General features: G+C 44.4%; 20 protein-coding genes. 11 read left to right on the forward strand and 9 right to left on the reverse strand.

Annotated elements, in window-relative coordinates; genetic code table 11:
- Nucleotides 1-51: 51 nt before the first annotated feature.
- From htpG to ispH, 5 genes are all read right to left on the reverse strand, one after another.
- A complete protein-coding gene (gene htpG / locus AAEY80_RS03170) occupies nt 52-2061 on the reverse strand; it encodes a molecular chaperone HtpG (RefSeq protein ID WP_025652448.1) in 2010 nt (669 codons plus the stop codon).
- A 276-nt stretch (nt 2062-2337) separates the two neighbouring features.
- Nucleotides 2338-3870: a catalase gene (locus tag AAEY80_RS03175; protein WP_201575609.1), complete on the reverse strand. Its 1533-nt coding sequence runs from the start codon at nt 3868-3870 to the stop codon at nt 2338-2340.
- Between the two features lie 474 nt (nt 3871-4344).
- Nucleotides 4345-5160, reverse strand: a complete 816-nt coding sequence (locus AAEY80_RS03180) for a thioesterase family protein (protein WP_201575612.1) — start codon at nt 5158-5160, stop codon at nt 4345-4347.
- 149 nt (nt 5161-5309) lie between these two features.
- Nucleotides 5310-5555 (reverse strand): hypothetical protein, encoded by a 246-nt coding sequence (locus AAEY80_RS03185; RefSeq protein WP_025652444.1) that lies wholly within the window; start codon nt 5553-5555, stop codon nt 5310-5312.
- 1 nt (nt 5556) lies between these two features.
- On the reverse strand, nt 5557-6513 hold the full coding sequence (gene ispH / locus AAEY80_RS03190) for a 4-hydroxy-3-methylbut-2-enyl diphosphate reductase (RefSeq protein WP_025652443.1): 957 nt from the start codon (nt 6511-6513) through the stop codon (nt 5557-5559).
- A 349-nt stretch (nt 6514-6862) separates the two neighbouring features.
- Between ispH and gmk the strand changes: the two genes are divergently transcribed.
- The 6 genes from gmk to AAEY80_RS03220 all read left to right on the forward strand — a co-directional run bounded on the left by gmk (nt 6863) and on the right by AAEY80_RS03220 (nt 15192).
- Nucleotides 6863-7489 carry a guanylate kinase gene (gmk, locus tag AAEY80_RS03195; RefSeq protein ID WP_025652442.1) on the forward strand — a complete coding sequence of 209 codons (627 nt, stop codon included), beginning with the start codon at nt 6863-6865 and terminating at the stop codon, nt 7487-7489.
- Nucleotides 7490-7709: 220 nt separating this feature from the next.
- Entirely contained in the window at nt 7710-7970 is a 261-nt protein-coding gene (gene rpoZ, locus AAEY80_RS03200) for a DNA-directed RNA polymerase subunit omega (protein ID WP_025652441.1), read from the forward strand.
- Nucleotides 7971-8444: 474 nt separating this feature from the next.
- Nucleotides 8445-10631 (forward strand): RelA/SpoT family protein, encoded by a 2187-nt coding sequence (locus AAEY80_RS03205; RefSeq protein WP_173238841.1) that lies wholly within the window; start codon nt 8445-8447, stop codon nt 10629-10631.
- 176 nt (nt 10632-10807) lie between these two features.
- Nucleotides 10808-11188: a RidA family protein gene (locus tag AAEY80_RS03210; RefSeq protein WP_025652439.1), complete on the forward strand. Its 381-nt coding sequence runs from the start codon at nt 10808-10810 to the stop codon at nt 11186-11188.
- 144 nt (nt 11189-11332) lie between these two features.
- Nucleotides 11333-13630, forward strand: coding sequence for a primosomal protein N' (locus tag AAEY80_RS03215; protein WP_350587884.1), 2298 nt, complete (start codon nt 11333-11335; stop codon nt 13628-13630).
- A gap of 368 nt (nt 13631-13998) precedes the next feature.
- Nucleotides 13999-15192, forward strand: a complete 1194-nt coding sequence (locus AAEY80_RS03220; RefSeq protein WP_350587885.1) for a cation diffusion facilitator family transporter — start codon at nt 13999-14001, stop codon at nt 15190-15192.
- Nucleotides 15193-15256: 64 nt separating this feature from the next.
- Here AAEY80_RS03220 and AAEY80_RS03225 read toward each other — a convergent pair whose 3' ends face one another.
- Nucleotides 15257-15571, reverse strand: a complete 315-nt coding sequence (locus AAEY80_RS03225) for a hypothetical protein (RefSeq protein ID WP_350587886.1) — start codon at nt 15569-15571, stop codon at nt 15257-15259.
- Nucleotides 15572-15772: 201 nt separating this feature from the next.
- Between AAEY80_RS03225 and AAEY80_RS03230 the strand changes: the two genes are divergently transcribed.
- The gene (locus AAEY80_RS03230) at nt 15773-16477 is read left to right on the forward strand and encodes a hypothetical protein (RefSeq protein WP_101212386.1); all 705 of its coding nucleotides are present in this window, start codon (nt 15773-15775) and stop codon (nt 16475-16477) included.
- 89 nt (nt 16478-16566) lie between these two features.
- Nucleotides 16567-18426 (forward strand): monovalent cation:proton antiporter-2 (CPA2) family protein, encoded by a 1860-nt coding sequence (locus AAEY80_RS03235; protein ID WP_350587887.1) that lies wholly within the window; start codon nt 16567-16569, stop codon nt 18424-18426.
- A gap of 34 nt (nt 18427-18460) precedes the next feature.
- On the opposite strand, the gene AAEY80_RS03240 is transcribed toward AAEY80_RS03235, so the two are convergent.
- Complete coding sequence (locus tag AAEY80_RS03240; RefSeq protein ID WP_350587889.1) at nt 18461-19390, reverse strand: DUF2628 domain-containing protein; 930 nt, start codon at nt 19388-19390, stop codon at nt 18461-18463.
- Nucleotides 19391-19775: 385 nt separating this feature from the next.
- Here AAEY80_RS03240 and trmB point away from each other — a divergent pair, with 385 nt between their 5' ends.
- From trmB to AAEY80_RS03255, 3 genes are all read left to right on the forward strand, one after another.
- Nucleotides 19776-20507: a tRNA (guanosine(46)-N7)-methyltransferase TrmB gene (trmB, locus tag AAEY80_RS03245; RefSeq protein WP_407074181.1), complete on the forward strand. Its 732-nt coding sequence runs from the start codon at nt 19776-19778 to the stop codon at nt 20505-20507.
- A 1030-nt stretch (nt 20508-21537) separates the two neighbouring features.
- Nucleotides 21538-22596 carry a recombinase RecA gene (gene recA, locus AAEY80_RS03250; RefSeq protein WP_025652431.1) on the forward strand — a complete coding sequence of 353 codons (1059 nt, stop codon included), beginning with the start codon at nt 21538-21540 and terminating at the stop codon, nt 22594-22596.
- A gap of 57 nt (nt 22597-22653) precedes the next feature.
- Nucleotides 22654-23763 carry a regulatory protein RecX gene (locus AAEY80_RS03255; protein WP_201575617.1) on the forward strand — a complete coding sequence of 370 codons (1110 nt, stop codon included), beginning with the start codon at nt 22654-22656 and terminating at the stop codon, nt 23761-23763.
- A gap of 22 nt (nt 23764-23785) precedes the next feature.
- On the opposite strand, the gene AAEY80_RS03260 is transcribed toward AAEY80_RS03255, so the two are convergent.
- Together AAEY80_RS03260 and AAEY80_RS03265 are read right to left on the reverse strand one after the other, a co-directional pair.
- Nucleotides 23786-25243, reverse strand: a complete 1458-nt coding sequence (locus AAEY80_RS03260; RefSeq protein ID WP_101212374.1) for an anion permease — start codon at nt 25241-25243, stop codon at nt 23786-23788.
- Nucleotides 25244-25590: 347 nt separating this feature from the next.
- A complete protein-coding gene (locus AAEY80_RS03265; protein WP_350587890.1) occupies nt 25591-26304 on the reverse strand; it encodes a YidB family protein in 714 nt (237 codons plus the stop codon).
- Nucleotides 26305-26471: the final 167 nt, after the last annotated feature.

Consider the following 26471-nt stretch of genomic DNA (forward strand, 5'->3'; position numbering starts at 1 on the left):
TTGAATACAAGATCTCCTTTTATATCAAAGCATTCTACCAAACCATAAACATTATCTCATCAATAGCTCATTGACGCGTTTTAGATAAGCAGCGGGGTCGTCTAATTGACCGCCATCTGCTAACAATGCTTGGTCAAAAATCACTTGCGCCAGCTTGTCAAAATCGATGTCAGACTGCTCGCTACTCTCTAACTTTTTAATCAATGGATGATCAGGGTTGACCTCGAGCGTCGGCTTACTCGCTGGGACATCTTGACCCATTTGCTGGAGCATTTGAATCATTTGCGGTGACAACTCACCTTCACCAACGACTAGGCAGGCTGGGCTATCGACCAAGCGTGTAGACACTTTCACGTCTTTAGCACGCTCGCCTAATGCTGCTTTTAGCTTATCAACCACAGGCTTCATGGTCTCTTGCGCTTTCTCAGCTTCAGCCTTTTCAGCTTCGTCCTGCAAGTCGCCCAAATCAACCGCACCTTTGGCGATGTTTTGTAGCGGGGTCTCATCAAATGAGGTCAAGAAGTTCATCGCCCATTCATCGACACGGCTGGTCATCAAGATAACTTCGATGCCTTTTTTCTTAAATAGCTCAAGTTGTGGGCTGTTCTTTGCCGCCGCCAAGTTGTCAGCCGTTATATAATAGATGGCCTTTTGCCCATCTTTCATACGCGCTTTATAGTCTTCAAAGCTGGTGGTCACACTATCTTGGGTGCTGGTCGCATAACGTAGCAATTTGGCAATGCGTTCCTGATTGCCCATATCTTCGCCCAGTCCTTCTTTGATGACATCACCAAACTCAGCGTAGAACTGCGCGAACTTCTCTTGCTTATCACTGTCTTCGCTATTAGCGAGGCTAGCTAGCAAGGTCAAAATACGACGCGCATTACCATCACGGATAGACTTCACATCACGCGATTCTTGCAATAGCTCGCGGCTGACGTTCAATGGCAAGTCAGCTGAATCAATCACCCCTTTGACAAAGCGCAGATACATCGGTAACAGCTGCTCTGCCTCGTCCATGATAAAGACGCGTTTGACGTACAGCTTAAGCCCATGTTGCTGCTCGCGCGTGTATAAATCTACCGGCGCTTTTTTTGGGATATATAATAGCTGCGTATACTGCACGCGGCCTTCGACACGATTATGCGTCCATGCTAGTGGCGCATCCATATCATAAGAGATGTTTTTATAAAAATCGACGTACTCATCATCTTCAATCTCAGAGCTTGAGCGTGTCCACAGCGCGCTGGCCTTATTAATGGTTTCCCATTCGTCAGTCAACACCATCTCGCCGCCAGCAGAGGCTTGTTCATCAGCGTCGCCTTCTTCTTTTACATCTTCTTGCCAAACTTCTTTACGCATTTGAATCGGCAAGCTGATGTGGTCTGAGTATTTATTCACCAAACGCTTGATTTTACCGCGATCTAGATAATTGTCTTCGCCCTCACTATATTGCTCTTTTAAATGCAAAGTAATGGCAGTGCCGCGCGTCGCTTTATTGATCGGCTCAACGGTAAAGCTGCCCGTACCATCTGATACCCAGCGTACGCCTTGATCAGTAGGCTCGCCTGCTTTACGTGATTCTACGCTAATCGTATCTGCCACGATAAAGCCTGAATAGAAACCAACGCCAAATTGACCAATCAATTGACCTTCTTGCTTTTGCGATTCAGACAGCTTGTCTAAGAATGCTTTGGTACCTGATTTGGCAATCGTTCCTAAGTTTTCGATGGCATCCGCTTCATTCATACCGATACCATTATCAGTAAAGGTAATGGTTTTGGCGTCTTCATCAACAGCAATGCGAATACGTAGCTCGCCATCGTCTTCGTACAAACTGTCATCATTGGTGGCTTCAAAGCGCAGCTTATCGCAAGCATCGGAAGCGTTTGAGACCAACTCACGGACAAAAATATCGGCATTAGAATACAGAGAATGCGTCACTAAATGTAGCAACTGCGCCACTTCTGCTTCAAAAGTATGTTTTTTTAGTTCAGGGCTGCTTTTATTAACGTTGATGTCATCAGCATTTTTATTAGCCGCTTGGGTCTGTTCACTCATAAAAAACTCCTTTAATTTATGTCAAAAACTTATTGTAAAACAGCAGCAGTCAAACCATTTTTGCTCAAATGGATATGAGAAAAGCACGATTTGGATACCGCTAAGCTGTTTATACTAATAGGGGCGCAGCGGAAAATTTCAAGCTAAAAAGTTCAATTCAACAAAAACACCGCCCTAGTTTCCTAAAGCGGTGTTTTTGTATCAGCAATCTATTGGCATAATACTTAGAATATCAAGGTTGATAACTGCCTAAATCATTAATAACCGTCTGAATAATTATAAGCAACTAGGTAAATCACGGGCGGGATCAGTCGCGCGCGCTGCCATTGCGTCTTCAACCGTTAGGCCTAATGCCTTGGCCACGCCTTCACCATAAGCGGGGTCACACCAATTACAGTTGCGAATATGGCGATACTGAATAAAGTCAGGCACACCTGATAGGTTGCCAGCAGTATTTTCAAACAGTACTTGTTGCTGCTCAGCGCTCATCAAATTAAACAGCGCTCTAGGTTGGCTGAAATAATCGCTGTCGTCTTCGCGGAAATCATAATGCGCGGCATCGCCATCAATCTTTAATGGTGGCTCAGCATAGTCAGGCTGCTCTTGCCACTGGCTAAAGCTGTTTGGCTCATAGTGCGGACGACTGCCGTAGTTATCATCGACGCGTCCTTGACCATCACGATGATTACTCATCACAGGGCAACGTGGCTTATTCACCGGAATCTGCTGATGATTGACCCCAACACGATAACGCTGTGCATCAGCGTAGTTAATCAAACGATTTTGTAGCATTTTATCTGGTGAGACGCTAATACCTGGTACTAGGTTACTTGGCGCAAATGCGGCTTGCTCCACATCGACAAAGTAGTTGTCAGAGTTTTTGTTTAATTCAAACTCGCCCACTTCGATCAGCGGATAGTCGCCTTTTGGCCAGACCTTGGTCAAATCAAACGGGTGATAAGGGACAGTGTCAGCCTCAGCTTCTGGCATGATTTGCACATACATTTTCCACTTCGGGAAGTCGCCATTTTCGATGGCATCGTACAGATCTTTTTGATGACTTTCACGATTCATACCAACGACATCCGCCGCTTCTGCATCGGTCAAGTTTTTAATGCCTTGTTGCGTGCGGAAATGGAATTTTACCCAAAAACGCTCATTGGCTGTATTCCAAAAGCTGTAGGTATGCGAGCCAAAACCATGCATGTGTCGATACGATGCGGGCAGACCGCGATCACTCATCACGATAGTAACCTGATGAAATGCCTCTGGCAGTAAAGTCCAAAAATCCCAGTTATTGGTCGCCGAACGCATATTGGTACGTGGGTCGCGTTTAACGGCTTTATTTAAGTCTGGGAATTTACGTGGATCACGTAAAAAGAACACTGGCGTATTGTTGCCGACCATGTCCCAGTTGCCCTCTTCGGTATAGAACTTCAACGCAAATCCGCGAATATCACGCTCGGCATCAGCCGCACCGCGCTCGCCTGCCACCGTACTAAAGCGCGCAAACATCTCCGTTTGCTTACCGACTTCGCTAAAAATATCAGCGCGGGTATATTTGGTAATGTCATTAGTGACGGTAAAGGTCCCAAATGCGCCGGAGCCTTTGGCATGCATACGGCGCTCTGGAATCACTTCACGGACAAAGTTACCCAATTTTTCATTTAGCCAAATATCTTGTGCCAATAGTGGTCCACGCTTGCCGGCGGTAAGACTGTTTTGGTTGTCAGCAACTGGTGCGCCATTGCCCATGGTCAATTGGGTCGGTGCGTAAGGACATTTTTTAGCGCTCATGTCATTGCTCATAGTGATACTCCTTTGAAAGTTAAATGCATTAAAGTACAAAATCTATTCTGAATAAGCCTCAAGCAACAGTTCCAGAATAGTTGTCAGCGTGTTCGAAAAACGGATTGTTTTTTTCATAGGTAATGTCTAATTGGTGGTCAGATTCTGTTATTGAATGCTATTACAACCGATTACCATTTATTTGTATAATTAATTAATTACATGCTTTGGTTTTGTTTTTCAGAACAATCTGGCTTGTTTTGACCGATTTAAATTGCTTTACTTCTTTGGGTAACTTTGATTAAAAGCTAGGGCGTGTCCTCATTTTACAAATGGTCATAAAAATGAGATAAATTGCAGTCAAATGAGGAAAATAGCGCAAATAATATCGAGATATTAATCAGCTATTTGACGATGTTCGGCAAGATTTAGCCCACTTAGATACAATCGCTTGAATTGAGGACACGCCCTAGTTATTTACATACTGCTTAGCAATTAACGCGGCATGGGACGAATTGTCAAAATCTGCTCGCTACGACCAAAAGGCCCATGTATATCGTGTAATACGGCACTGGTAAGCCCTATTCCGTCAGCGCCATACTGTTGTACAGCTTCAATGCCAAGCCAACGACCCTGCGGTGAGCGATGCATATGAATCTGCAAATCTGTATTGGGAAACATCCATTCCAACGTTGTGAGGCCAAGGCCAAGCCGTGGTACTACACCATTCGCAGTGTCGACCATACCCAATAAATGCACCAAATCATCTGTTGGCTCACCTGCTACCATTTCAACATCATTGGTGATCCAGACCATACCACGACCAGCACGGCGATCGGCATCAGTGACTAAGCGCACTGTTTCAATAAAACCACCCGGCCAACCTTTCATCCCATCCCAGTCCGCTAACGCTTCAGGTTGATACTGCGCTTTTTTGTCCTCTAGCCCTGCAATCTCGCTGGTATCTTGCGTCATTAATCGCCATGCACGTGCAATAATTGCATCACGACCGCCACTACTCATGACCGCCTCAACCAGCTCAATAGTTTTACCCGGACGAATACAACGAGTGGTAATGGTAAAGTCATCAAAGGGTATCAGTCCCAAGATGTCAAGGCTAATACGAGCAATACGCGTATTTGCTTGCGGGGCATATTTACTGAGCTCAGCGGTCAGTATTCCTGTGGCTGGTGCCATATGTTGCTCATGCTCATTCCAAGCACCTTGGACGTTCTTCGTTGGTTGGTAATAGGCGACTACCACACCATCGTCTTGCTGCTCGCGTTTAATAAAGTTGTAATAAGCTGACATGGATATCCTTGATTTTCAATCGAATCCCTCTCATTCATCCAGCGCTTTTGACTGCCGTGAGAAGTGGTGATGGTTATATAAAAAATACGCTTTACCAGAGCGTGTTAAACAGCCGCTGGTAATTTTTAGACTGCGCTTACCTTTACTGTTTATTTAGTAAGCGCTTGCTTTCTCATAGTAAGCAGCGTGCGACTCTTAGCCATTATAAAGAGGAAAAAAGCCATGATGGCAATGAGAACAGCATATAACAGACTATAATCCTTCATAAATTGCGCGGTGTTGAGAACCAACATCGATATCAGTACGACAATGACCAGCATGTTGATTTTCAATTGCTTATTAATGTCTTCAACAGAGGCTTCTGCCAGTACGAATTTATTTTTCTGTTTTTTCATGTTATTTACCCACTTGTGTGACCGGAATACGTAACGCTTTGGGCAAGCTGAAAGTAACGTTTTCTTCGATCCCTGATAGCTCACTCGGTAAATCACCACCCCAATCCTGTAGCTGCTGCAACACTTCTTGAATCAATACTTCTGGCGCTGAAGCCCCTGCGGTGACACCCACACTGTCGATACCGTCGAACCAGCTGTTATCCATTTCGCTAGCATTGTCTATCAAGTAAGCACGGCAGTTCATCCGCTCTGCCAATTCACGCAAGCGATTGGAGTTCGATGAGTTTGGTGAACCGACCACCAATACTATCTCGCAGCGACTGGCCAAGTCTTTGACCGCATCTTGGCGGTTTTGGGTGGCGTAACAGATATCGTCTTTACGCGGCCCTTCGATACTAGGGAACTTGTCACGCAAGGCATCGATGACGCGAGCTGTATCATCCATCGATAAGGTCGTTTGGGTCACGAATGCCAAACGCTCGCCATCCTGCACAGTTAGCTTTGCGACATCGGCTTCATTTTCGACCAGATGAATCTCCCCACCATGGCGACGATTAAAGCGTCCCATCGTGCCTTCTACTTCAGGATGACCTGCATGGCCGATCAATACCGCATCCATGCCATCTTGGGCAAATTTAGCGACTTCGATATGTACTTTGGTAACGAGCGGGCAAGTGGCATCAAAGACGGTCAGGTCACGACGCGTCGCCTCATCTTCGACCGCTTTTGAGACCCCATGCGCCGAGAAAATGACAATGGCTCCATCCGGCACTTCATGTAGCTCTTCGACAAATACGGCACCGCGATTGGCCAAATCCGAGACCACAAATTTATTATGGACGACTTCATGACGGACATAAATAGGGGGCTCAAAGCGTATCAACGCTTCGTTGACAATCGCAATCGCACGATCAACACCAGCACAAAATCCACGTGGATTGGCAAGATAAATTTGCATAAGATGGCCTATCATTAGATAATTTGTATTTATAGCTTAACGTCAAAAGTTTAACGTTCAAAAGTTGGGATGCATTCAATACCCTACTTTAGCATAATTTGCTTTTATTGCCTTTTAAAATACCACCGTCGCAGTCGTAATAGACACAGTTGATCTTTAAAAAATAACGGTTGGTCTTTAAAAAATAAAAGTACCAAAAGCAGTTTATAATTATACAGCGGTTACGGTTTCTCTAACCTTACATGATGGCATTTTATATTTTTACCAGCCTTTGACGCTTTGGCGGTTTACTAACACACACTTTACTAAGACGTACTCCATCAGGACGCACTCCATTAGGAAACATTGTATGACAGGTTCATTATTTATTATTACTGCCGCCTCCGGTACGGGCAAAACGTCATTGGTAAAGCAGCTACTTGCCACCACCAATGACTTGACCGTCAGTGTGTCGCACACGACTCGCGCCCCGCGTCCCGGTGAGATTGATGGTCATCATTATCATTTTACTGATGTTGATACATTTGTGGCTGCTATCGGTGACAATAAATTTTTGGAACACGCCGAAGTGTTTGGTAATTATTATGGCACCTCAGAACAAAGCGTGCGTGCGCAGTTAGACGCCGGTGTCGATGTGATTTTGGAGATTGATTGGCAAGGGGCGCTACAAGTCAAAAAAATATTTACCGATGCGACGATGGTTTTTATTCTGCCGCCAAGTATTGCTACTTTACGCCAGCGCTTATCGACTCGCGCGCAAGATACCCTGGAAGTCATAGAGCAACGCCTAGCGGGCGCGGTAACAGAGATGGCGCAATACGTGAATTTTGATTTTGTCATTATTAATGACAATTTCGAAGTCGCCTTGACTGAGCTAAAGGCCATTATCGTCGCCGATAGACAGACCTTAAAACGTCAACAGCAGCGTTATCATCGCACCATTACCAACTTACTCAATCCCAAAGTAGAAGAGTAACCGGAAAAATAGGTGAAGGCTAAAATCGCACTATCTGCCCTCTTATCTGAGCATTGTGCGCGCCGCCTTCGATATAAGTAGCAGCAGACATAAAAAGCAACCACCTACCTAGGCAAAAAATGCTACAATGTCTAGCTATTCCCCTTTATATTTTTGATATTATTTTTATTGAGTGGCGGGCCATGCCCGTGACTGATAAAAACAACCGAGGTAGCTATTTATGGCACGAGTGACGATTGAAGATTGTTTGGATAATGTTGATAATCGCTTTGAGCTGGTTTTGGTCGCAAGTAAGCGCGCCCGTCAGTTGGCCAAAGGTATCGCTGAGCCGTTGGTTGAAGTCGATAACGACAAGCCTACGGTACTGGCTCTACGTGAAATTGCTGCTGGCAAAATCACCCGCGACATTCTAAATCAGCCAGAGCATAACTTTGCCACGAGCTCACTAGACTTAGCATTGTCAGGCGATCATAGCTTTTAATAAGAACGGCTCGAAACGCATCTGCATATCGATGATAAAACCACAGCTTATGCTGTGGTTTTTCGTTTATACAAGTGTTCTTTTGCCGATTACCAATGCCATTTATACCCGAAATCGTACCATTGGGTTGGAATTTATGAATTTTTTCCTAGCACCTGTGCTTAGCAGTTGACATTGAAGGCGATTTACGATTAATTAGAGGGTGGTCTAGCCTTTCTACTGCTCTCTATTATAATTATCGCGCTCTTTTACAATGATCGTTTTCTTTTATGATATGGTCGCTGCAATTTAAAAGCGTGACAGTATCAACCTTGTGAACGATACGCTAGTACAGCTTGCATGCGGTTGCTTTTATATCCATATATCCATGCACCGATATTATTTTTTTAACGATAGATTAGTATTCATTCAGTCACCATTTACCTTAACAGCGCTCAATCAATGATAGATAATGGAAAATAGGATCGTCACTTTATGAGTCAAACCCTCCCCAAACTCAGTCATCACCTAGTCGATGATGCTCAATATAATTTGCTCCGTTCAGTTGGCTATCTGACTGCTGCTGAACGCCGTGACATTATTGATGCTTGTGAGTTCGGCGATATTGCGCACATTAAAGACAAGCGTAAATCAGGGGAGCCATATATTACTCATCCGATGGCGGTCGCTGAGATATTGGCGGGCTTTCGCTTAGATCGAGATACAATTATTGCGGCGATTTTACATGATACGGTCGAAGATACCGAGGTCAGTGATGAGCAAATTGAGCAGCGTTATGGCAAAGTCGTGGCGAGGCTGGTCGATGGGGTCACCAAACTAAAATCCTCGTCTCATAATAAGCAACAGAATAAAGCTGCTACCTTTCATAAAATCCTGACGGCTACCCTTGCTGATCCACGAGTGCTCATTATTAAGTTGGCCGACCGCTTACACAATATGTCGACGCTGGATGCGGTACGTCCCGAAAAACAGCGCACCACGGCGCAAGAGACATTAGATTTTTATGTGCCATTTGCCCGTCTGATGGGTCTCAATGACATTGCCGATTATATCGAGGTGCTATGTTATCGAAATCTTGATTCTGGGATGTATAACAAGATTTCGGATAAGCTACTGCAACATGGGCTGGGACGAAACTTCCAAAGAGAAGCCATTCATAGCTATCTGACTATTGTCTTAAATAATCTAGGGCTCAATGGCCTCGTGAAAGTATTAGACAATCGTGTGGTGATATATCGGCAGTTTTTCCGCAATCGCGGTGAGATTAATGCCCTGCTCCGTCACTACGCTTTTGAGATTGTGCTCGATAGTATCGAAGAATGTGACAAGCTTGCTTATTACCTAATCAAAAAATATCAGATCGATGACGGCCATATCGCTGACAATATTCGGCGTCCATTACCAGGTGGCAACCAATCACTGACCCTTATTTATGAGCGCGATAACGACTTTGTAAAAGTCACTATCTTGACCAAACAGATGCAAAATGCGGCAAGGCTGGGCGTCATTGGCGCAGAACACGCCTCCGATGTCAGCCAATCAGTCATTCAAGCATCGCTGCGCAATATGAAGGACTTGGTGGATGAGGACAGCCTTAATCAACACAGCCCTGACTTTACCGCTGCGGTCTCGACGATTAATGAGCTGATGGATTATTTGCATTCAAGCAAAATCATCTGTTATAGCCCAAAAGGTCGTGCTTATGAGCTACCGCAAGGAGCCACAGCGCTTGACTTTGCCTACGCTGTTGGACCTATGGTCGGCAATGTCGCCGTTGGTGCCAATATCGATGGTAAAAAAGCCAAGCTGGGTACGGTGGTCAAAAACGGTCAATTGGTCGAGATAGAAGTGAATAGCCACTCGGAACCAAAAGCCGAATGGTTAGGATTTGTGGTAACCAATAAAGCTCGTGAAGAGATTTTACGTTGGTTTAAAGATTTATCTGCAGCTGATAAGCAGCACCACGGTCAACAAGCCTTGGATCGCGCGCTAAAAACCTATCAAAAAAGTCTCGATGATTTAACCGATAGCGACTGGAAAAACTTGACAGAATGGCGCGGTCTGGCAGAAAAAAGTGCGCTATTTGAGCAGATCAGCTCGGGTACGCTATTGCCTCAGCTGGTAGTCACGCGGCTATTTAGCGATGAAGTCAGTGACTTGCAGGCCAAAGAACACAGCGATGATACGGCGCAACCGCAGCAATTGATCGTCAACGCCTCAGGGGTTGAGCTTGATTTTGCCAATTGCTGTCATCCGATCTATGGCGACCCTATCGTTGGCCATTTATCGCGTCATGGCTTGGTGGTACATCGCCATAAATGCTTTTCGCTCGATGATATTCGTAAGGACAACCCTTACCAAGTGATACAGCTGCGCTGGCGCAATGATAAGGCTATCAAACAAAATGAGTCCGGTGAGCACGCTAGCAAAGTCCGTTTTTCGGCTTATTTAAAGCTGTCTCTTGCCCTCAGCGACGAACAAATTAGCGAGGTTATCTACCATCTGCGCCAGTTAAATATGGGGGTCGAAACGGTCGATGTGCGCCATACTGACACCATCATTCATATTGTGGTGCGTAGTCGCAATCACTTAGCACAAGGCATTCGCGAGCTGCGCTCACTATTGGGATTTCCTAATATTATGCGACTTTATCAGCTATAGCTATAAGCGCTATTAATGCTTAATACCTAACTTTTTTGCTGATTGAAGAAGCACTAAACCCTTATAGAGTTAGCCTTAATTTTTAGAAAAAACCAAAACAATGATAAACTTTGCTACTTCGTTTTTAGTCAGTAAATCCAATCAATCAAACGAAAAAAATACGTTAAGGATATAATATGAGTCGTCAAACCATTCAAACAGATAAAGCTCCTGCCGCTGTTGGTACTTACTCACAAGCAGTAAAGGTCGGTAACACCGTCTATATCTCAGGTCAGCTTGGTTTTGATCCTGAAACCATGGAACTGCGCGAGGGTTTTAAAGCACAGGCTGAGCAAGTGTTTGAAAACATTAAAGCCATTTGTGAAGCCGCGGGTGGCAGTCTAAATGACGTGGTTAAATTCAATGTATCTTTGACTGATTTGAATGACTTTGCCACCTTAAACGAGGTATTCATTGCCAACTTAAGCGAGCCATACCCTGCCCGTGCAGCGGTACAAGTAGCCGCACTACCTAAAGGCGGTGTGGTTGAAATTGAGTCTATACTATACATTGAATAATACGGAAGTTATTACACTGAATGCTTAAGTGAATGCGTCAAAATAACGGTTGTTAGCGTAAGCCCAAATATCATTATTTGGGCTTACTGTTATTATCCTCATCGAGTTTATTATTTAGATACCCAAAAGTTAGGAATGCATTTTATGTTGGTACAAGTTGCGCTGCCTGTGCCCCTTTATCGGGTATTTGATTATAGCCTACCGGCAGATATGAACATTTCACTAAATGAGGCTGCATCACAACTACCGCCAATTGGTAGCCGCGTCGAGGTATCATTTGGTCGTCAAACCTTAATTGGTATCGTCATTGCTCATATCGCTGCAGCAGATAGCAGCGTACCAATAAAAAAACTCAAACCTATCAATAAGTGCTTAGATGCCGAGCCGATTTTGGACGCCAGCATGCTAAAGCTGGCTTATTGGCTGGCGAGTTATTACCACTATCCACTCGGTGATGTATTAGCAGTCATCTTGCCCACCCTCGTTCGTCAAGGCAATCCGCTAGACTTATTGATTACCCATTGGCGAATTTTGCCGCATGCGAATGATGATGACTTTCGTGCCAATGCCAAAAAACAAAAGCAGCAATTCGATATGCTTAAACTGCATGGCGAACGCGGTGCGAGTGAAGATACTTTGTTGTTGGAAGGCATGCAAAGAGCCTTCTTAAAGACGCTGGAAGAAAAAGGCCTTATCGAACGCTATATTGAGCCAAAACAAGCACCTGCCCCTGTCAAACTCGCGAAAATGCCACTTGATCTGAACGATGAGCAACAGCTTGCTGTCGACGCTATCATTGCTGCCCACGAAGCTAAGCGCTACACGGGATTTTTATTAAACGGTATTACCGGTAGTGGCAAAACCGAAGTTTATTTGCAAGCGATGCAAGCGGTCTTAGAAGCCGGCAAGCAAGTTTTGATTTTAGTGCCAGAGATTGGACTCACGCCGCAGACGCGCGCGCGTTTTGCCAGTCGCTTTGCCGCTCATATTGTCTTATTGCATTCGGGTATGAACAATACCCATCGCCTGCAAGGTTGGCAAGATTGCCGTACCGGTCATGCGCAAATTATCATTGGAACGCGCTCAGCGGTGCTCTATCCCTTTGCAGATCTGGGCTTAATTGTCGTCGATGAAGCGCACGATGGCTCTTATAAGCAGCAAGATACGTTGCGCTATCATGCCGCTGACGTCGCGCTTTATCGTGGATTACAAACCAATATCCCCGTCGTCCTTGGTACGGCGACGCCTTCTCTTGAGCATCTAAAACTGGTCGATGACGGCAAGCTGGTAGAGTGCCAATTGCAAACTCGCCCCGGTAATGCCAAGCTTGCCAGCATGCAGCTGATTGATGCGCGCCTGCAAAGTACCCATCAACAAACAACGGACGAAGGCGCTCGCTATGATACCGGGCTGACCGATGCGCTTATCGGCGCAATACGGCAAACGCTAGAGGCTGGCGATCAGGTATTAATTTTTTTAAATCGTCGCGGCTATGCACCAATTTTGCTATGCGAAGCTTGCGGTTGGCAAGCAGATTGTCCACGCTGTGACGCGCATTTAACCGTTCATTATAATAGCCATTCGCAATCCAATTCCTATTCAAGCAGCTCATATTTAAAGTGCCACCATTGCGATTGGCAAGCCTATATTCCAACGGTTTGCCCTGATTGTGGCAGTCAAAATTTGGATGCCAAAGGAATGGGCACTACAAGGCTCAGCGAAAACTTGCATGCGATTTTTGCCAATCCGCAAACCAGTAAAGGGCTTTACCCTATTATCCAAATCGATCGCGATACCACCAGACGTAAAGACAGCTGGGAGAATATCTATCAACGTATCAATGAAGGCAAGCCTGCCATCTTAGTTGGTACGCAAATGGTCGCCAAAGGTCATCATTTTCCTAATGTTACGCTTGTTTGTTTGCCCAATGCTGATCGTGGCTTTTTATCAGCCGATTTTCGCTCACCGGAACATACTGCACAACTCATGATTCAAGTCGCAGGGCGTGCCGGTCGCGGTGATAAATCGGGGCGCGTATTGATTCAAACGCTGCAGCCCGATAATGAGCTGTTATTAAAATTGGTAAAAGATGGTTATCTTTCATTTGCTCGCGAGCTATTGCAAGAACGTAAAATGATGGGCTTGCCGCCGCATAGTTATGCTGCCCTAATACGCTGTGAAGGCAAAACCCTTGCCGCCACGACGCAAGCGCTTAAAGATGCGATTGCTATTTTGCCAAATGGGCATAATCTTGCTGTCCTCGGTCCTATCGATGCGCCAATGAGTAAAAAGAACAGTCGCTACCACGTGCATTTACTGCTGTTAGGCAAAGACAGACAGCAATTGCATCGGGTATTACATCACTGGTGGCAACCTGTACTTACCTTGCCAAGCGCCAAATATCTGAAGCTGACCTTGGATATTGACCCTGTTGGTTGGTAATATCCAATTTCTTAGCATGGTCCTTTAACTCGAATCATCACGCTATAGTCGGTACTAAATAAAATGGATACGTTATCTGACAACGTGAAACTGGTACGAATTTTTCTAGCTTGCTGTGCCTACGCCGACAGAGGCTACAAAAAATTCATTCCAGTTTCACTGTATCTTCTTTATGTGGAGCTGACTATATAGATATAGCTTACAGTCACTAACCAACGCTTTTCAAAATAGGCATTTCATCGTTTACCGCCTAGATACAGCAAGCATTTATTAAATGTGCTAAATTATTTATATCTGTCTGGTTTTTATACAGCAAGCACAGCTTTATAAGCAATCAAATTTCACCTTCTATCATCCTGAGTGTTGTTATGAATCAAAATCACCCAAAATCTGAAAAGAATGACCATTCTCATGAGAATACTGCGGCTGATAATCATAAGCACGGTCAAAAGGATGCAGAAGGTCATTATATTAAAGACAGTTATACTGATAATAATCAAGACAATCACGACCACGATGAACACCTAGAACAGACAGTCGCACCGCGCGATACCAAGGGCTATCAGCGTACGTTACTCTTTAGCTTTGTCATTATTACTGGCTATATGTTTATCGAAGCCATCGGTGGCTGGCTCACGGGCAGTTTGGCGCTATTGTCTGATGCTGGTCATATGCTCAGTGACGCCGTAGCCCTTGGCGCGACGTTAATGGCGTTCAAAATTGGTGAAAAAGCAGCCACTCATCAAAAGACGTTTGGCTATAAACGCTTTGAGATTTTAGTGGCAACAGTCAATGGTGCGACGTTGGTTATTATTGCCATTATGATTTTTTATGAGGCGATTAAACGCTTTAATTCGCCGCCTGAGATTGCGACCCAAGGCATGCTTATCGTTGCTACCATTGGTATGTTGGTCAACATTTTGGTCGCTTGGCTGATGCACCGTGGCAGTCGCGGCACAGATGCACATGGTCACAGTCATGCAGGTAGTAACAAGGACAGTCAAGGAAAAAATGAGGGTAAAGCACTGGTCAATCTGAATATGCAAAGTGCTTATTTGCATGTCTTGAGCGATTTGATGGGTTCGGTTGCCGCTATCGTTGCCGCGCTTTTGATGATGAGCTTTGGCTGGATTTGGGCGGATGCGGCGGCCTCGGTGATTGTCGCCATATTGATTTTGTTTAGTGGTTACCGCGTCGTCCGTGATTCGGTCCATATCCTGATGGAAGGGACGCCAGAGGGAATATCGCTGGTGGAGGTCGAAGACAAATTACTTGCTCACCCGCAAGTGCGACAAGTCCATGACCTGCATGTTTGGAGTATCACCAGCGGTCTCAACGCCCTATCGTGTCACGTGGTCGTCGATGGCGAAATGAGTATTTATGAATCCAGTATCCTGATTACCAGTTTAGAGCAAAGCCTCCTTGAGCTTGATATTCACCATGCGACCATTCAGGTTGAAAGCTTAGCGCATCCGCAAACCAAGACGCATAGCGATGCTTTAGTTTGCGATATCTCACAGCAGGCGACTGATACCAATAATCATATTGGTCACAACCATTAAGCATAAGACATTAAATATTAAATCATATAAGTATTAATTAAGACGTCGCCTATCTAGCTGTCAGTTATGAGCGACGTTTTAATTGATATTTTTTTATAAAGTGCTGGCAATAACGCAGCATCAGCCAAATTATCCACAGCGCTGTTATTAGCCAAGTACTTAGCCCGAGCCCCAACAACGTCATGCGAATCCAAAAATCTAGCGCACCGTTCATGAGGTGCGGCAGATAAGCCGGTCCCATATTGGATGCCATTATTAACCAAAACCCAAATAGCAGCGCCAGTCCTGCACCGATAATCCTTAAAATTATTTTACCAACAGTTTCTAATAAGCCACGCCAGTTATCATATATGGACGAAGGAGGTGAATGATGATTCATAAAAAAGCGCCTAAAAAGTGGCTTAAAAAAGATAAATAAAAGACCTTTATTGCAAATCAGCTTATATCAGGCAGATTTTTATCATTGTAAGAGCATGTTAAAAATAATGGAAAATTTGGCCGCGCCGCCATATTTTTCCTATAAATTCTGTATACTTAAGGCTTAAAACCCTTATTCATAACCAATTGATGACCTTCTGCCATGTCGAGACGCTCAGCTCCTTTCGTTGCTCCTAGCTACATTGATGACCCTATCTCAAGCGAGGGTAAAAAGCATGCCAAAACATTGCTATCAACGCTGCAAGAAGACATTGCTAGCTTTCGAGATGCGCAGTTCCCGCCTGATATTTTGTGTCAAATCCGTGATATGCCTATTTATGAAGGCAATCTAGCCGAAGTCCAAGCCTATCAACAGCGTTGGCAGACGCTGCTCGAACGCGCGATGGCCTTTTATCCGGCGGCCAATCTACCGCCCGATTATCTGCCATTACCTGCCAGCCTCGAGATACCTCAATTTATCTATCATGTTCAGCGCCTGCATCTAACCAAAACTCATGCTAAAGAATCTAAGAGCTTTGGCTCAGTAGGTGCACTTACTGATAAATGCGGGGATTATAGCGCTGATGAGATTGCGCGTATGGCTGCCGTATTGGAGAAGGATGATGAGGCGCGTTTAGTCGCACATCGTGAATTTATTGACTTGCGTGCGTACGTCTTTTGCCGCGATAGTATGGGTGAGATGCTAGAGCCCGAACGTGTGCGCTTTTATCGCACTGGACTTATCGTTCATGCACTACCCAATTTTAAGATGATAGACAGTCGGCAGACACCGCGTAAGCGTCGTAATGATGCTTATAACAATCCGCTTGCTGATAACGGCGTGTGGAAGATTTATCGCAAAAAATAAAGTATGCTAGCGTTATTTATTATTGTCCTTCTTGTTTTATATTGACTGTTTTACATTGCTTATTTTTTTGCCAATTTTGAGGATTCCAGATGTTCGCTGCCGCCGCCGGCTCACCAAATTTAATGTTACAAGCTACAATTTTCTTAGGAGCTGCCCTGCTCTTTGTACCCCTTGGCAAACGCTTTGGTATTGCGACCGTCCTTGGTTATTTAATCACCGGACTGATATTAGGGCCAAGTGCGCTAGATGTGGCGGGCGACGCTGAGAGCTTATTACATTTTTCTGAATTTGGCGTGGTGATGCTGCTATTCATCATTGGTCTTGAGCTCCAGCCTTCACGGCTTTGGGCGCTACGCCGCTCAATATTCGTCCTTGGTGGCTTACAAGTCGGTCTGTCTGGCACCTTATTGATGAGTATCCTCTATCAATTTTTCTCCTTACCACTCGATACGGCTTTTATCGTCGGCTTCGGCTTAGCGCTCTCCTCCACTGCTTTTGTGCTACAAATACTGACCGAAAAACAGCAGCTATCTAGTACCCATGGTCGCGAAGCGTTTACCATCTTGTTATTCCAAGATATTGCCGTGATTCCCTTATTGGCGGTTATTCCATTTTTGTCAGGGGTGCGCGAGCAGAGCTACGACTTAATCTATTTCGGCAAAGTATTTGCGGTTTTCGCCGGACTTATTTTTGCTAGCCGCTATATCATCCGACCTTTCTTTAAATTTGTGGCATCTAGTGGCGCATCAGAATTATTAACCGCAGTTGCTCTATTTATCGTCATGGGCGTGTCTATTTTGATGGGGCAGATTGGTCTATCGATGGCGCTTGGTGCATTTTTGACTGGGGTTTTGCTGGCGGATTCGGAGTACCGTCACGAGTTAGAAGCCAGTATTGAACCTTTTAAAGGGTTATTACTTGGGCTATTTTTTATGTCGGTCGGAATGCTGACTGATGTCAAACTCATTTTGGCCAAGCCCATCTTTATTATCGGCTGTGCGATGGCATTGATGTTTATCAAGTTCAGTGTGGTCACCGCTATCGCAAAAATATCTGGCAATCGCTGGCCAACCAGTATCAGGTTAGGGGTTACTCTTGCTCAAGGCGGTGAATTTGCATTTGTTTTGTTCAGTGTGGCCACCGCTCAAAATGTCTTGCAACCTGAGCTGGCAAACACCCTAAACCTCATTGTGACCATCTCTATGGCGCTGACGCCGCTGGCATTCTTATTATTAGAAAAAATAGGAGAGCCGTTATTCGCCAAAAGCAAACCCAGCCGTGAGTACGATACCATTCCTGATCATGAGCATCAGGTTATTATCGCTGGTTTTGGCCGTGTCGGTCAGATTATCGGTCGCGTATTACGCATGCACAATATCGAATTTACAGCCATCGAACGCTCCGCCAATCGGGTGGATTTCGTCCGGCGCTTTGGTAACCAAGTCTATTACGGCGATCCAAAAAACCCTGAGATATTGCGCGCCGCTGGTATCAAAAAAGCCCGCGTCTTTATTCTGGCGATTGACGACCTAGAGCGCTCTATTACCACCGCTCAATACCTGCGCAAAAACTACCCTGACTTAATTATCTTGACACGCGCTCGTGACCGACAGCACTATTACCGTCTCCGTGAAGTTGGGGTTCGTCATATCTGGCGTGAGACTTATTTATCGTCTTTAGATATGTCGCGTGAGTCCTTGCAGCTGCTTGGCATCTCTCCTGAAAAAGCGCGCGAAACCGTGCAAACTTTCCGTGACTATGATGATGATTTGATTGAGCGTCAGCAAGCCATCTATGATGATGAGGCCAGCCTGATAGAGTCAGTACAGTCCTCAATGACAGAGCTTGAGAGCTTATTCGATGAGGATATTGGTAAGGCACGTAAAATGGACTTGAGTGAGTTCTCTGACGCCCTAAAAAACCAAGCAGCGCCCGTTGATGAAAACTAGGATATTGCTACTAACCCCAAGGGATAATTGCCGTTTAATCCGGTGAGCAGTTTGGCGGCGCAAGTTTTTCATTTAGCGAGCTGGTACATTGCCAACTGTTGCTATCTTTCACATGATAAAAAGCGACTGTTTGCTCATTGAGATAACGCAGTGGGAATTTAACGTTATGAATCGTTCCTATGACGGCACAATCTGTTTTAGGAACGCCCGGCACTTGAGTATCAATACGCATCAGCACCTGCGGATCATCTATGTTAAACGGCAAATTAATGGGACACTGCCCGGTCTGTTGGTAAATGACCGCCACACGATTCTGCGTCGTCTTGGTGATGTCATAAGCATTAAACAATACCTCATTGGCTTTTGGCTTCGCAATAATAGGTAAAAACTGCACCTTAATCACCAATAAAGCAAAAGCAAAGAGCCCAAATCCCAAGCCCAAACCAAACAAACTGACCCCGCCCTCTCGGCGCAGATGTGCTTGCTGCGCCGCCTCGTCTCGCGGATGATCCTCAATCGCATCAGCGATTTCGCGCCGTGCCATCCGGTAGTAATAAGCGTCTGTCCAACGTGCCACCATAGACGCCCAAAACAGCCAAATAATCGCTGCAATACCCAGCCGCGTTGCCATTTGATATGCATCTGGAATATAAGACATCGCTACAAATTCAAAAGTGACCAGCACAATAGCAACATTAAGCTGAATAAAAGACCAGCCTGCTACGCTGTAAACAATTGCATCCATATAGCGCTTGCGATATAACAGCCAAGGAAAAGTAATAAAAAATGCGGCCCAGTGCCATTTTGGCGACAGATAACCTTGCTCATCAAACTCTGAGAAGCGCTTGAGATAATAGCGCTGGGTACGATGACCGATAAACCATTTATCCAACTGCTCACGCTTGGCAGCTGTCAGCTGTTCTTGGTAAAACGGTGGTGGCGAGTCCGTCTCAATAAATAACATGGTGACAAGCCTTACTTATTATTAAGCATAAATGTTAACGCGCGGATTTTTATATCTTTTTTTATTCAACGATTCTCATTAAGTGGTTATTTTTAAACCATTATTTTAAAACCACACTTGCTATATGATAACGCCAAAAGCCCTGCGTAGAAAACCCATATATATGAAACCTGTAGACACAAACAGTGTATAAATATATAAAAATTATGGCAGGCACGCTAAAATTGGATTGTGCGTTCACAGCGGTGACGATTTCACTTATAATGAGGCAACTTTACCCACCTAATTAAGCCTTGTTAATCCTATGAGTCAACATCCTGAACACAATGACATCAATAGTAGTCATGATACTACTGATGCGCAAAATCCCAATACTGCTGACACCATGAACACAGACATGCCAACGGACAAGCATATTCGTATTGTTAATACCTTTATGAAACGGCGTACGCACATGAATAAAAATGCCGAAATGGCTCTTACTGATCCAGAATTTGCGCATTATTTGGTCAATAACAGCTTCGGTGATGGCAATCTCGACGGCATCGAGGACTTGCGGGTGTTATTCGCGGATAGCCCTAATGGCAGTGCCGCTCCGCTTACTTTAGAGATTGGGTTTGGGCTGGGTGATTCATTCATCGAGATGGCCGCCGCCGAGCCGACGCGCAATTTCGTTGGCGTCGAAGTCCATGAGCCAGGTATCGGTAAATGCGCTTATATGGCAGGTACGCAAGAGCTAAACAATGTCAAAATCATTAACGGTGATGCCATTCAATTACTCAAGCAATTACCAGAAAACCATATCGACCGCATCCAGCTTTACTTTCCTGACCCATGGCAAAAGAAGCGCCATTATAAGCGCCGTTTTGTCAGTCCTGAGCGTATGGCGATTGTCACGCGCAGTTTAAAGCAAGGTGGCTGGTTCCATACGGCAACCGACTGGGAGCATTATGCCTTTTGGATGGTTGAGGTTTTAGATGGTTTTTCAGGGCTAACCAACCAAGCAGGCGCAGGCAACTTCACAGACCGCCCTGACTTTCGTCCAATGACCAAGTTTGAGCGCCGTGGTTTAGAGCGCGGACATGGTGTCTGGGACTTGATCTATATTAAAGAGTAAACGTTACCACGTTACCCTTAATGGTTTTTCGACAAAGCGGCTAAGATATCTAGCCGCTTTTTTGTACTATCGGTATCGCTTTTCCTCATTCTATCTAAATATATGTAGCGTTTAATTGGCTGAACCCTCTGTCTGAGGTGCTTTGAAGAATTTTATTTATCCAAATTAACAAAGCAGCAATATGTGAAACATAGCCATTTCGACGAAATTTACAGAAGAAGAAATAGTTGCATAATAGCAAAAATGTATAACTGAGTGATTTTCTGCTCCTACTTATTCATACAAACATTGATACTATAAGGGCTGCATGAGTTCTCCCCATAAGCTGTGGATAACCCTGTGTATAAGTCACCACTTGACAAGAATTTTCCTAGGTAGCTTAAAGGGTTAGGTAAAATCGTTCATTTTTTATACAATTTAAAAACCCTTAATATTCAATATCTTAGACATCATTTGAAATCATAATAATTTATTTTTAATATTTTTAAATATTATTCAATTATCAAAGATGTTTCACACACGACGAATAAACTTTGATTATTCGTTGTGGACAACTTATAAATCTATTGACAAACCACCCTGTTATCCGGTCTGAAATAACAGATAAATGCTAGCATGGTTTGTATAAAGTCATCGTTGTTTATCACGCGACAATTAGTGTCGTTTAGCGTTTCCTAACCCTAAAGCCAGTCCTTGGATTTTGTTATAATTGCCTTATCTAATCAATAGTAGTACAAAGCATATGCTTTAATTAATTCACTATTGATACGCCAAAGTCTCCTATAATCATAGATGATTATGAACTTTTTTTTACTTATCTCATTATTTAATTTTACTGTATAGTAGAGTGATATATTAGCTATTACTTACTAATTACCACCTATTACAACGTCGCTAGCCTATTTAAAGGCTGAATCTTTCTTATGATTTAGGTCATTCCTATTATTAGCCTCACTACCCTAGCGTTATATAGTAGCAAAGACATCTTATTTACCATTTCAAAATAATTATTGAATAAAAGGAATCCAGTATGGACGACAATAAAGCCAAAGCACTCAAAGCAGCCCTCGGTCAAATCGAAAAGCAGTTTGGCAAAAACACCATCATGCATCTAGGTGACGACTCAGCCATTATGGATGTTGATGTGGTATCAACAGGCTCACTAGGTCTAGACATTGCGCTCGGTATCGGCGGTCTGCCAAAAGGTCGTATCGTTGAAATTTATGGCCCAGAAAGCTCTGGTAAAACGACTATGACGCTGCAGGCGATTGCAGAATGTCAAAAGCAAGGCGGGACCTGTGCCTTTATCGATGCTGAGCATGCGCTTGACCCTGTCTATGCACGCAAGCTTGGGGTAAACACTGATGACTTATTGCTCTCGCAGCCTGACAATGGCGAGCAAGCACTTGAAATCACCGATATGTTGGTACGCTCAGGCGCAATCGATATGATCGTGATTGACTCAGTAGCTGCCTTGACGCCGCGTGCTGAGATTGAAGGCGAAATGGGTGACTCACATATGGGTCTGCAAGCGCGTCTGATGAGCCAAGCCCTACGTAAAATCACTGGTAACGCCAAACGCTCTAACTGTATGGTGGTGTTTATTAACCAAATCCGTATGAAAATTGGTGTGATGTTCGGTAGCCCTGAAACGACGACTGGTGGTAACGCGCTGAAATTTTACGCTTCTGTACGTATGGATATTCGCCGTATCGGTGCGGTCAAAAATGGTGATGAAATCATCGGGAACCAAACCCGTGTCAAGGTCATCAAAAACAAAATGGCACCGCCCTTCCGCCAAGCAGAGTTTGAAATCACTTATGGTGAAGGTACCAATCATTTAGCCGAAGTGATTGACTTAGGCGTTGAGATTGGGGCGGTTGGTAAAGCAGGCTCTTGGTATAGCTATGGCGATGAAAAAATTGGTCAAGGTAAAGCCAACTCTGTACTGTTCTTAAAAGAAAATCCTGCGATTGCGAAAGAGATTGAAGATAAAATTCGTGATGAAAAACTTGGATCGAAAAAAGAAGCCAAAGCAGCGGATACTAATGAAGCCGATGTAGAACCCGCTTCTGAACCTGTTCAATAACGGCTCCATTATTCACCGTTATCAATGATCATGACTTGTTATGAAAATTAAATTGTTATGAAAATTAAAACTCTAGCTGAAATACTTGCTGAATCGGACACCGATTCAGCGAGTAGTGCTAATACTAACTCAAAAAATTCTGCCCAATCTTCTAAGACTTCTCGGCATTCATCTAAAGACAAGCCTAAACAGTCGGCTAAAACACATAAGCGCTCGACCTACTCTCGTAAAGCTACTTCGTTATCTGATGACTCCAGCTTTGAGATAGAATCAGTTGACGCACCCCCTTCTACTAGAAAAAACCCTACTAGATCCAAGAAACGTAAAAAGCGTTTTCACCCAGCGGCTAACTTTAGCCCTGAGCCTAGTGATGTGCCTGCTTATCAGCCACCAGAAGCGCAAAGTATCAAAGAGATGCTCGCTGAGGTTAAGCAAGATATTCACGGTCATAAAAACGATGAGGACCTTGAGACTAACACGGGGCAAAATCTAGAAAGCTCGAGTTATTCCTCTACGCTAACGGCAAGCCATAACCATGATGGTGATGCTGAAGCCGATAGCACAGCCGACAACCTACCCGCGGCGCTTAAAGCGTATTTGCGCACCCCTGAACAACGTCAAGCGGATATTGATGCCATTAAAGCCGAAAGCCGCTTACGTTGGTTGGCATTTTATTATTTATCGCGACGTGAGTATGGCAAGGCTGAGCTTAAGCAAAAGCTGCTCGATAAAGAGCAAGACCCAGAAAAAGTTGATGCGCTGCTTGAAGAGTTTGCAGAAAAAGGCTATCAAAGTGACTATCGCACTACCCTCATGCTGATTCGCGAAAATATCCGCAAAGGTCGTGGACGAGGACGTATCAAGCAGGAGTTTTATCGTAAAAAAATTGCCATGCCGGGTAATATTGATGAGCTAATCGATATGGCGAATGCAGAGTCAGAGGAGTTTAGCGAATTCGTAGATGACAGCGCTGACAATTTGGTCGATGGTGTCGATTGGCTCAAGCTCGCTGTTGCTGCTCGCACCAAAAAGTACGGCGACGACATTCCTACTGAGCAAAAAGATAAAGCGCGCCAACTACGGTTTTTGCAATATCGTGGCTTTAACACCGATATCTGCTTTGCGGCGCTCAACTACACGCTAGACACGTTAGATGAGCGCTTTTAGGATAGTGACTTATAACGATTGATTAATAATAGCCGAGCACCTTCCACCAAATCAGACCAGCACCTATCCAAATCACCAAATTGACCACACTCATTATCGCGCCAATACTCCACCATTCTCTTAACGTGACATAACCTGAGTTAAAGATAACAGGTGCGGTACCAGTCGCATAGTGGGTAAGCGTCATCATGATGTTCCCTGCTGCGGCCAAGATTAACGCATACAACATTGGCGGCGCACCTAACGTCAATCCTACTGCATAAAAAGCCGCAAATAGTGCGGTAATATGCGCGGTGGTACTAGCAAAGAAGTAATGGATATATAAATAAACCAAAGTCAAAATAGTCACGGCACCGATCCAGCCTACCCCAGTTGTACCAATCAGAGACTCAATATTGCTTGAAAACCAGCCTATCAAACCAAGCTCATTGAGATATGCTGCCATCATAATGAGCGCACCGAACCAAATAATGGTATCCCAAGCAGATTTCTCTTTTAGGATATCATCCCAAGTCAGCACACCCGTTAATATTAAAGTCGTTAGACCAATAAAGGCCGTGGTGGTAGCATCAACACTATATTCTTCACCTAAAATCAGTGCCGGTATATTTGCCCACAACAGCAGCATCAGAGCAAACACCCCGAGCATGATTTTTTCTTGGCGACTTATTTTGCCCATTTCTGCCAAATTGTCCTTGGCAAAACCTTTTGCATCGGGCGTGACTTTGACATCAGGTGGATAAACCATATAAATAACTAAGGGCATGATTACCAAGCACAGTATCCCCGGTACAAACATCGCTACTGCCCACGTCGTCCATGACAGCTGAATGTCACCGCCAGTCGCCTTATTAACTAGGTCTACGACTAAAGGATTGGGCGCAGTAGCTGTAATAAACATACCAGAAGTGATAGGGTTGGCATGATAGTTAACCATTGCCAAGTAGCGACCAATTTTATTTTGCGTACCCTCTTCTGGAGTGGAATGAAAGCTCTGAGCAATGGACTTCATAATAGGGTGGATAATACCGCCGCCACGCGCCGTATTAGAGGGCGTAATGGGCGCTATCATCAATTCAGCCGCAGTCAAAGAATAAGCCACGCCGATCGTTTTTTTACCAAAAATAGAGATGAAATAATAGGCGATACGTCGACCTAGACCTGTTTTTATTAAGCCACGAGATATCATTACCGCGATACCAATCAGCCAAATTAGCGGGCTTGAGTAGCTTGATAAGGCATCGCTAATGGCCTGTTTTGGACTATCACTTGTCACACCCGTCAGTGCCACTAGAGTGACCGCAATAATAGCAATCGCTCCGATGGGCAATACCTTGCCTATAATGGCAACGATAGTGGCAATAAATAATGCCAACATGTGCCACGCTTCAGGCGTGACGCCAGTTGGAACGGGAATGACAAACCAAATAATCAAACCCACTAAAATAGCAATCGCCGCTTGGACAGGCTTAAATGGCATGAGTAAGCATCCTTATTGAGTCATTAATCTTATAAAGTTCTTACACCATCACATAGTCATATCTTATAGAATATTCGCACTATAATAGCTGCCATAAAACAAGACTGGATAGCTCGTTTAAAACTATTATAATATTTATATTACCCTTACGCTATTGTTTACCATTTTTAATATATCTGTTTAGATTGCAAAACAGATAAATGTCGCTAAAACTGGATTTATCATAGTGGTGATAAAAATTGGCAACAAAAAAAAGAGCATGCCATCAGACATACTCTTTCTTAATTAAATTTTTATCAATGCTGTTTTTTTAAAGTGGTTGTTTTAACGTGGTTATTTTAACGTATTTATTTTAACGTGCTCAGTCGACTCGATAACTGACCGATGATCTGATCAATCTCTTGATTGGCCTCAGCTTCGTTGTCTAGATTACCATTCGGAGTCAATTGATTCATCACTTCTGGGAGCAATTCGGCAAGCCCTTGACGCACTTCAGTCTCATTAGCCCCTGTCTTCGCGGCCACTTGCTGAATCTCGTCTTCATCAAATAATTGGTTGATCTCGTTGGGGTCTAAATTGTCGTTATCTTCATTATTACTCATCCAAGAGCGCACTTGATTGTCGTGACCCATACCTGTGATTTTCGATAGAGCAGCGCTTAAGCCACCATTACGTTGAATCCAGCTCAATACCATGGGCATGAGGGCAGCAACCAGCATGCCTTTACCACCGCCAAAGCCGCTTCTATTACTCTTACCACCCAATACGCTGCCCAGGATATCACCCAAGCCGCCAGCACCAGAGCTCATACCACCGCGCTGATTGCCACCGGTGAGACTGCCCATAATATCGTCCAGACCAAATCCATTATCCGCCTGACGATTATACTGCTGTGGATTATAACCACCAGATTGACCACCGCCCAATACGCTACCTAAAATATCACCCAGACCACCCGTACGACGTGATGTCGACCCTTGGTTCACAGGATTACGCTGTGCATCATCTGGCGCCATGGCACTACGCGCTACTTGACTCACTAAATTCCCTAATAAGCTCATAACCTCATCCTTTTTTGTCGTTTTGTTTATTATCTTCAGCCGCTATGTTATTTGACTATAACCAGCAGATAACGTAAACGCTGAATATATTTTAATATAGCAAATCTATCTTACCATCGAGATAGGTGTTTTGTTATTGACCATATTGGCTTATGAAGGCTCATCTA

Origin of the sequence: Psychrobacter sp. 78a-MNA-CIBAN-0178, assembly GCF_040309625.1 — a bacterium.
Taxonomy (GTDB): domain Bacteria; phylum Pseudomonadota; class Gammaproteobacteria; order Pseudomonadales; family Moraxellaceae; genus Psychrobacter; species Psychrobacter okhotskensis.

What these genes read in the sequence shown, in the direction of transcription:
- AAEY80_RS03230 (WP_101212386.1), top strand. Translation starts at nt 15,773, where the DNA reads ATGTCGAGACGCTCAGCTCCTTTCGTTGCTCCTAGCTACATTGATGAC.
- AAEY80_RS03260 (WP_101212374.1), bottom strand. Translation starts at nt 25,243, where the DNA reads ATGCCATTTAAGCCTGTCCAAGCGGCGATTGCTATTTTAGTGGGTTTG.
- AAEY80_RS03255 (WP_201575617.1), top strand. Translation starts at nt 22,654, where the DNA reads ATGAAAATTAAAACTCTAGCTGAAATACTTGCTGAATCGGACACCGAT.
- AAEY80_RS03240 (WP_350587889.1), bottom strand. Translation starts at nt 19,390, where the DNA reads ATGTTATTTATTGAGACGGACTCGCCACCACCGTTTTACCAAGAACAG.
- AAEY80_RS03215 (WP_350587884.1), top strand. Translation starts at nt 11,333, where the DNA reads ATGTTGGTACAAGTTGCGCTGCCTGTGCCCCTTTATCGGGTATTTGAT.
- gmk (WP_025652442.1), top strand. Translation starts at nt 6,863, where the DNA reads ATGACAGGTTCATTATTTATTATTACTGCCGCCTCCGGTACGGGCAAA.
- AAEY80_RS03225 (WP_350587886.1), bottom strand. Translation starts at nt 15,571, where the DNA reads ATGAATCATCATTCACCTCCTTCGTCCATATATGATAACTGGCGTGGC.
- AAEY80_RS03205 (WP_173238841.1), top strand. Translation starts at nt 8,445, where the DNA reads ATGAGTCAAACCCTCCCCAAACTCAGTCATCACCTAGTCGATGATGCT.
- recA (WP_025652431.1), top strand. Translation starts at nt 21,538, where the DNA reads ATGGACGACAATAAAGCCAAAGCACTCAAAGCAGCCCTCGGTCAAATC.
- AAEY80_RS03185 (WP_025652444.1), bottom strand. Translation starts at nt 5,555, where the DNA reads ATGAAAAAACAGAAAAATAAATTCGTACTGGCAGAAGCCTCTGTTGAA.
- AAEY80_RS03175 (WP_201575609.1), bottom strand. Translation starts at nt 3,870, where the DNA reads ATGAGCAATGACATGAGCGCTAAAAAATGTCCTTACGCACCGACCCAA.
- AAEY80_RS03220 (WP_350587885.1), top strand. Translation starts at nt 13,999, where the DNA reads ATGAATCAAAATCACCCAAAATCTGAAAAGAATGACCATTCTCATGAG.
- AAEY80_RS03265 (WP_350587890.1), bottom strand. Translation starts at nt 26,304, where the DNA reads ATGAGCTTATTAGGGAATTTAGTGAGTCAAGTAGCGCGTAGTGCCATG.
- AAEY80_RS03180 (WP_201575612.1), bottom strand. Translation starts at nt 5,160, where the DNA reads ATGTCAGCTTATTACAACTTTATTAAACGCGAGCAGCAAGACGATGGT.
- ispH (WP_025652443.1), bottom strand. Translation starts at nt 6,513, where the DNA reads ATGCAAATTTATCTTGCCAATCCACGTGGATTTTGTGCTGGTGTTGAT.
- trmB (WP_407074181.1), top strand. Translation starts at nt 19,776, where the DNA reads ATGAACACAGACATGCCAACGGACAAGCATATTCGTATTGTTAATACC.
- rpoZ (WP_025652441.1), top strand. Translation starts at nt 7,710, where the DNA reads ATGGCACGAGTGACGATTGAAGATTGTTTGGATAATGTTGATAATCGC.
- AAEY80_RS03235 (WP_350587887.1), top strand. Translation starts at nt 16,567, where the DNA reads ATGTTCGCTGCCGCCGCCGGCTCACCAAATTTAATGTTACAAGCTACA.
- htpG (WP_025652448.1), bottom strand. Translation starts at nt 2,061, where the DNA reads ATGAGTGAACAGACCCAAGCGGCTAATAAAAATGCTGATGACATCAAC.
- AAEY80_RS03210 (WP_025652439.1), top strand. Translation starts at nt 10,808, where the DNA reads ATGAGTCGTCAAACCATTCAAACAGATAAAGCTCCTGCCGCTGTTGGT.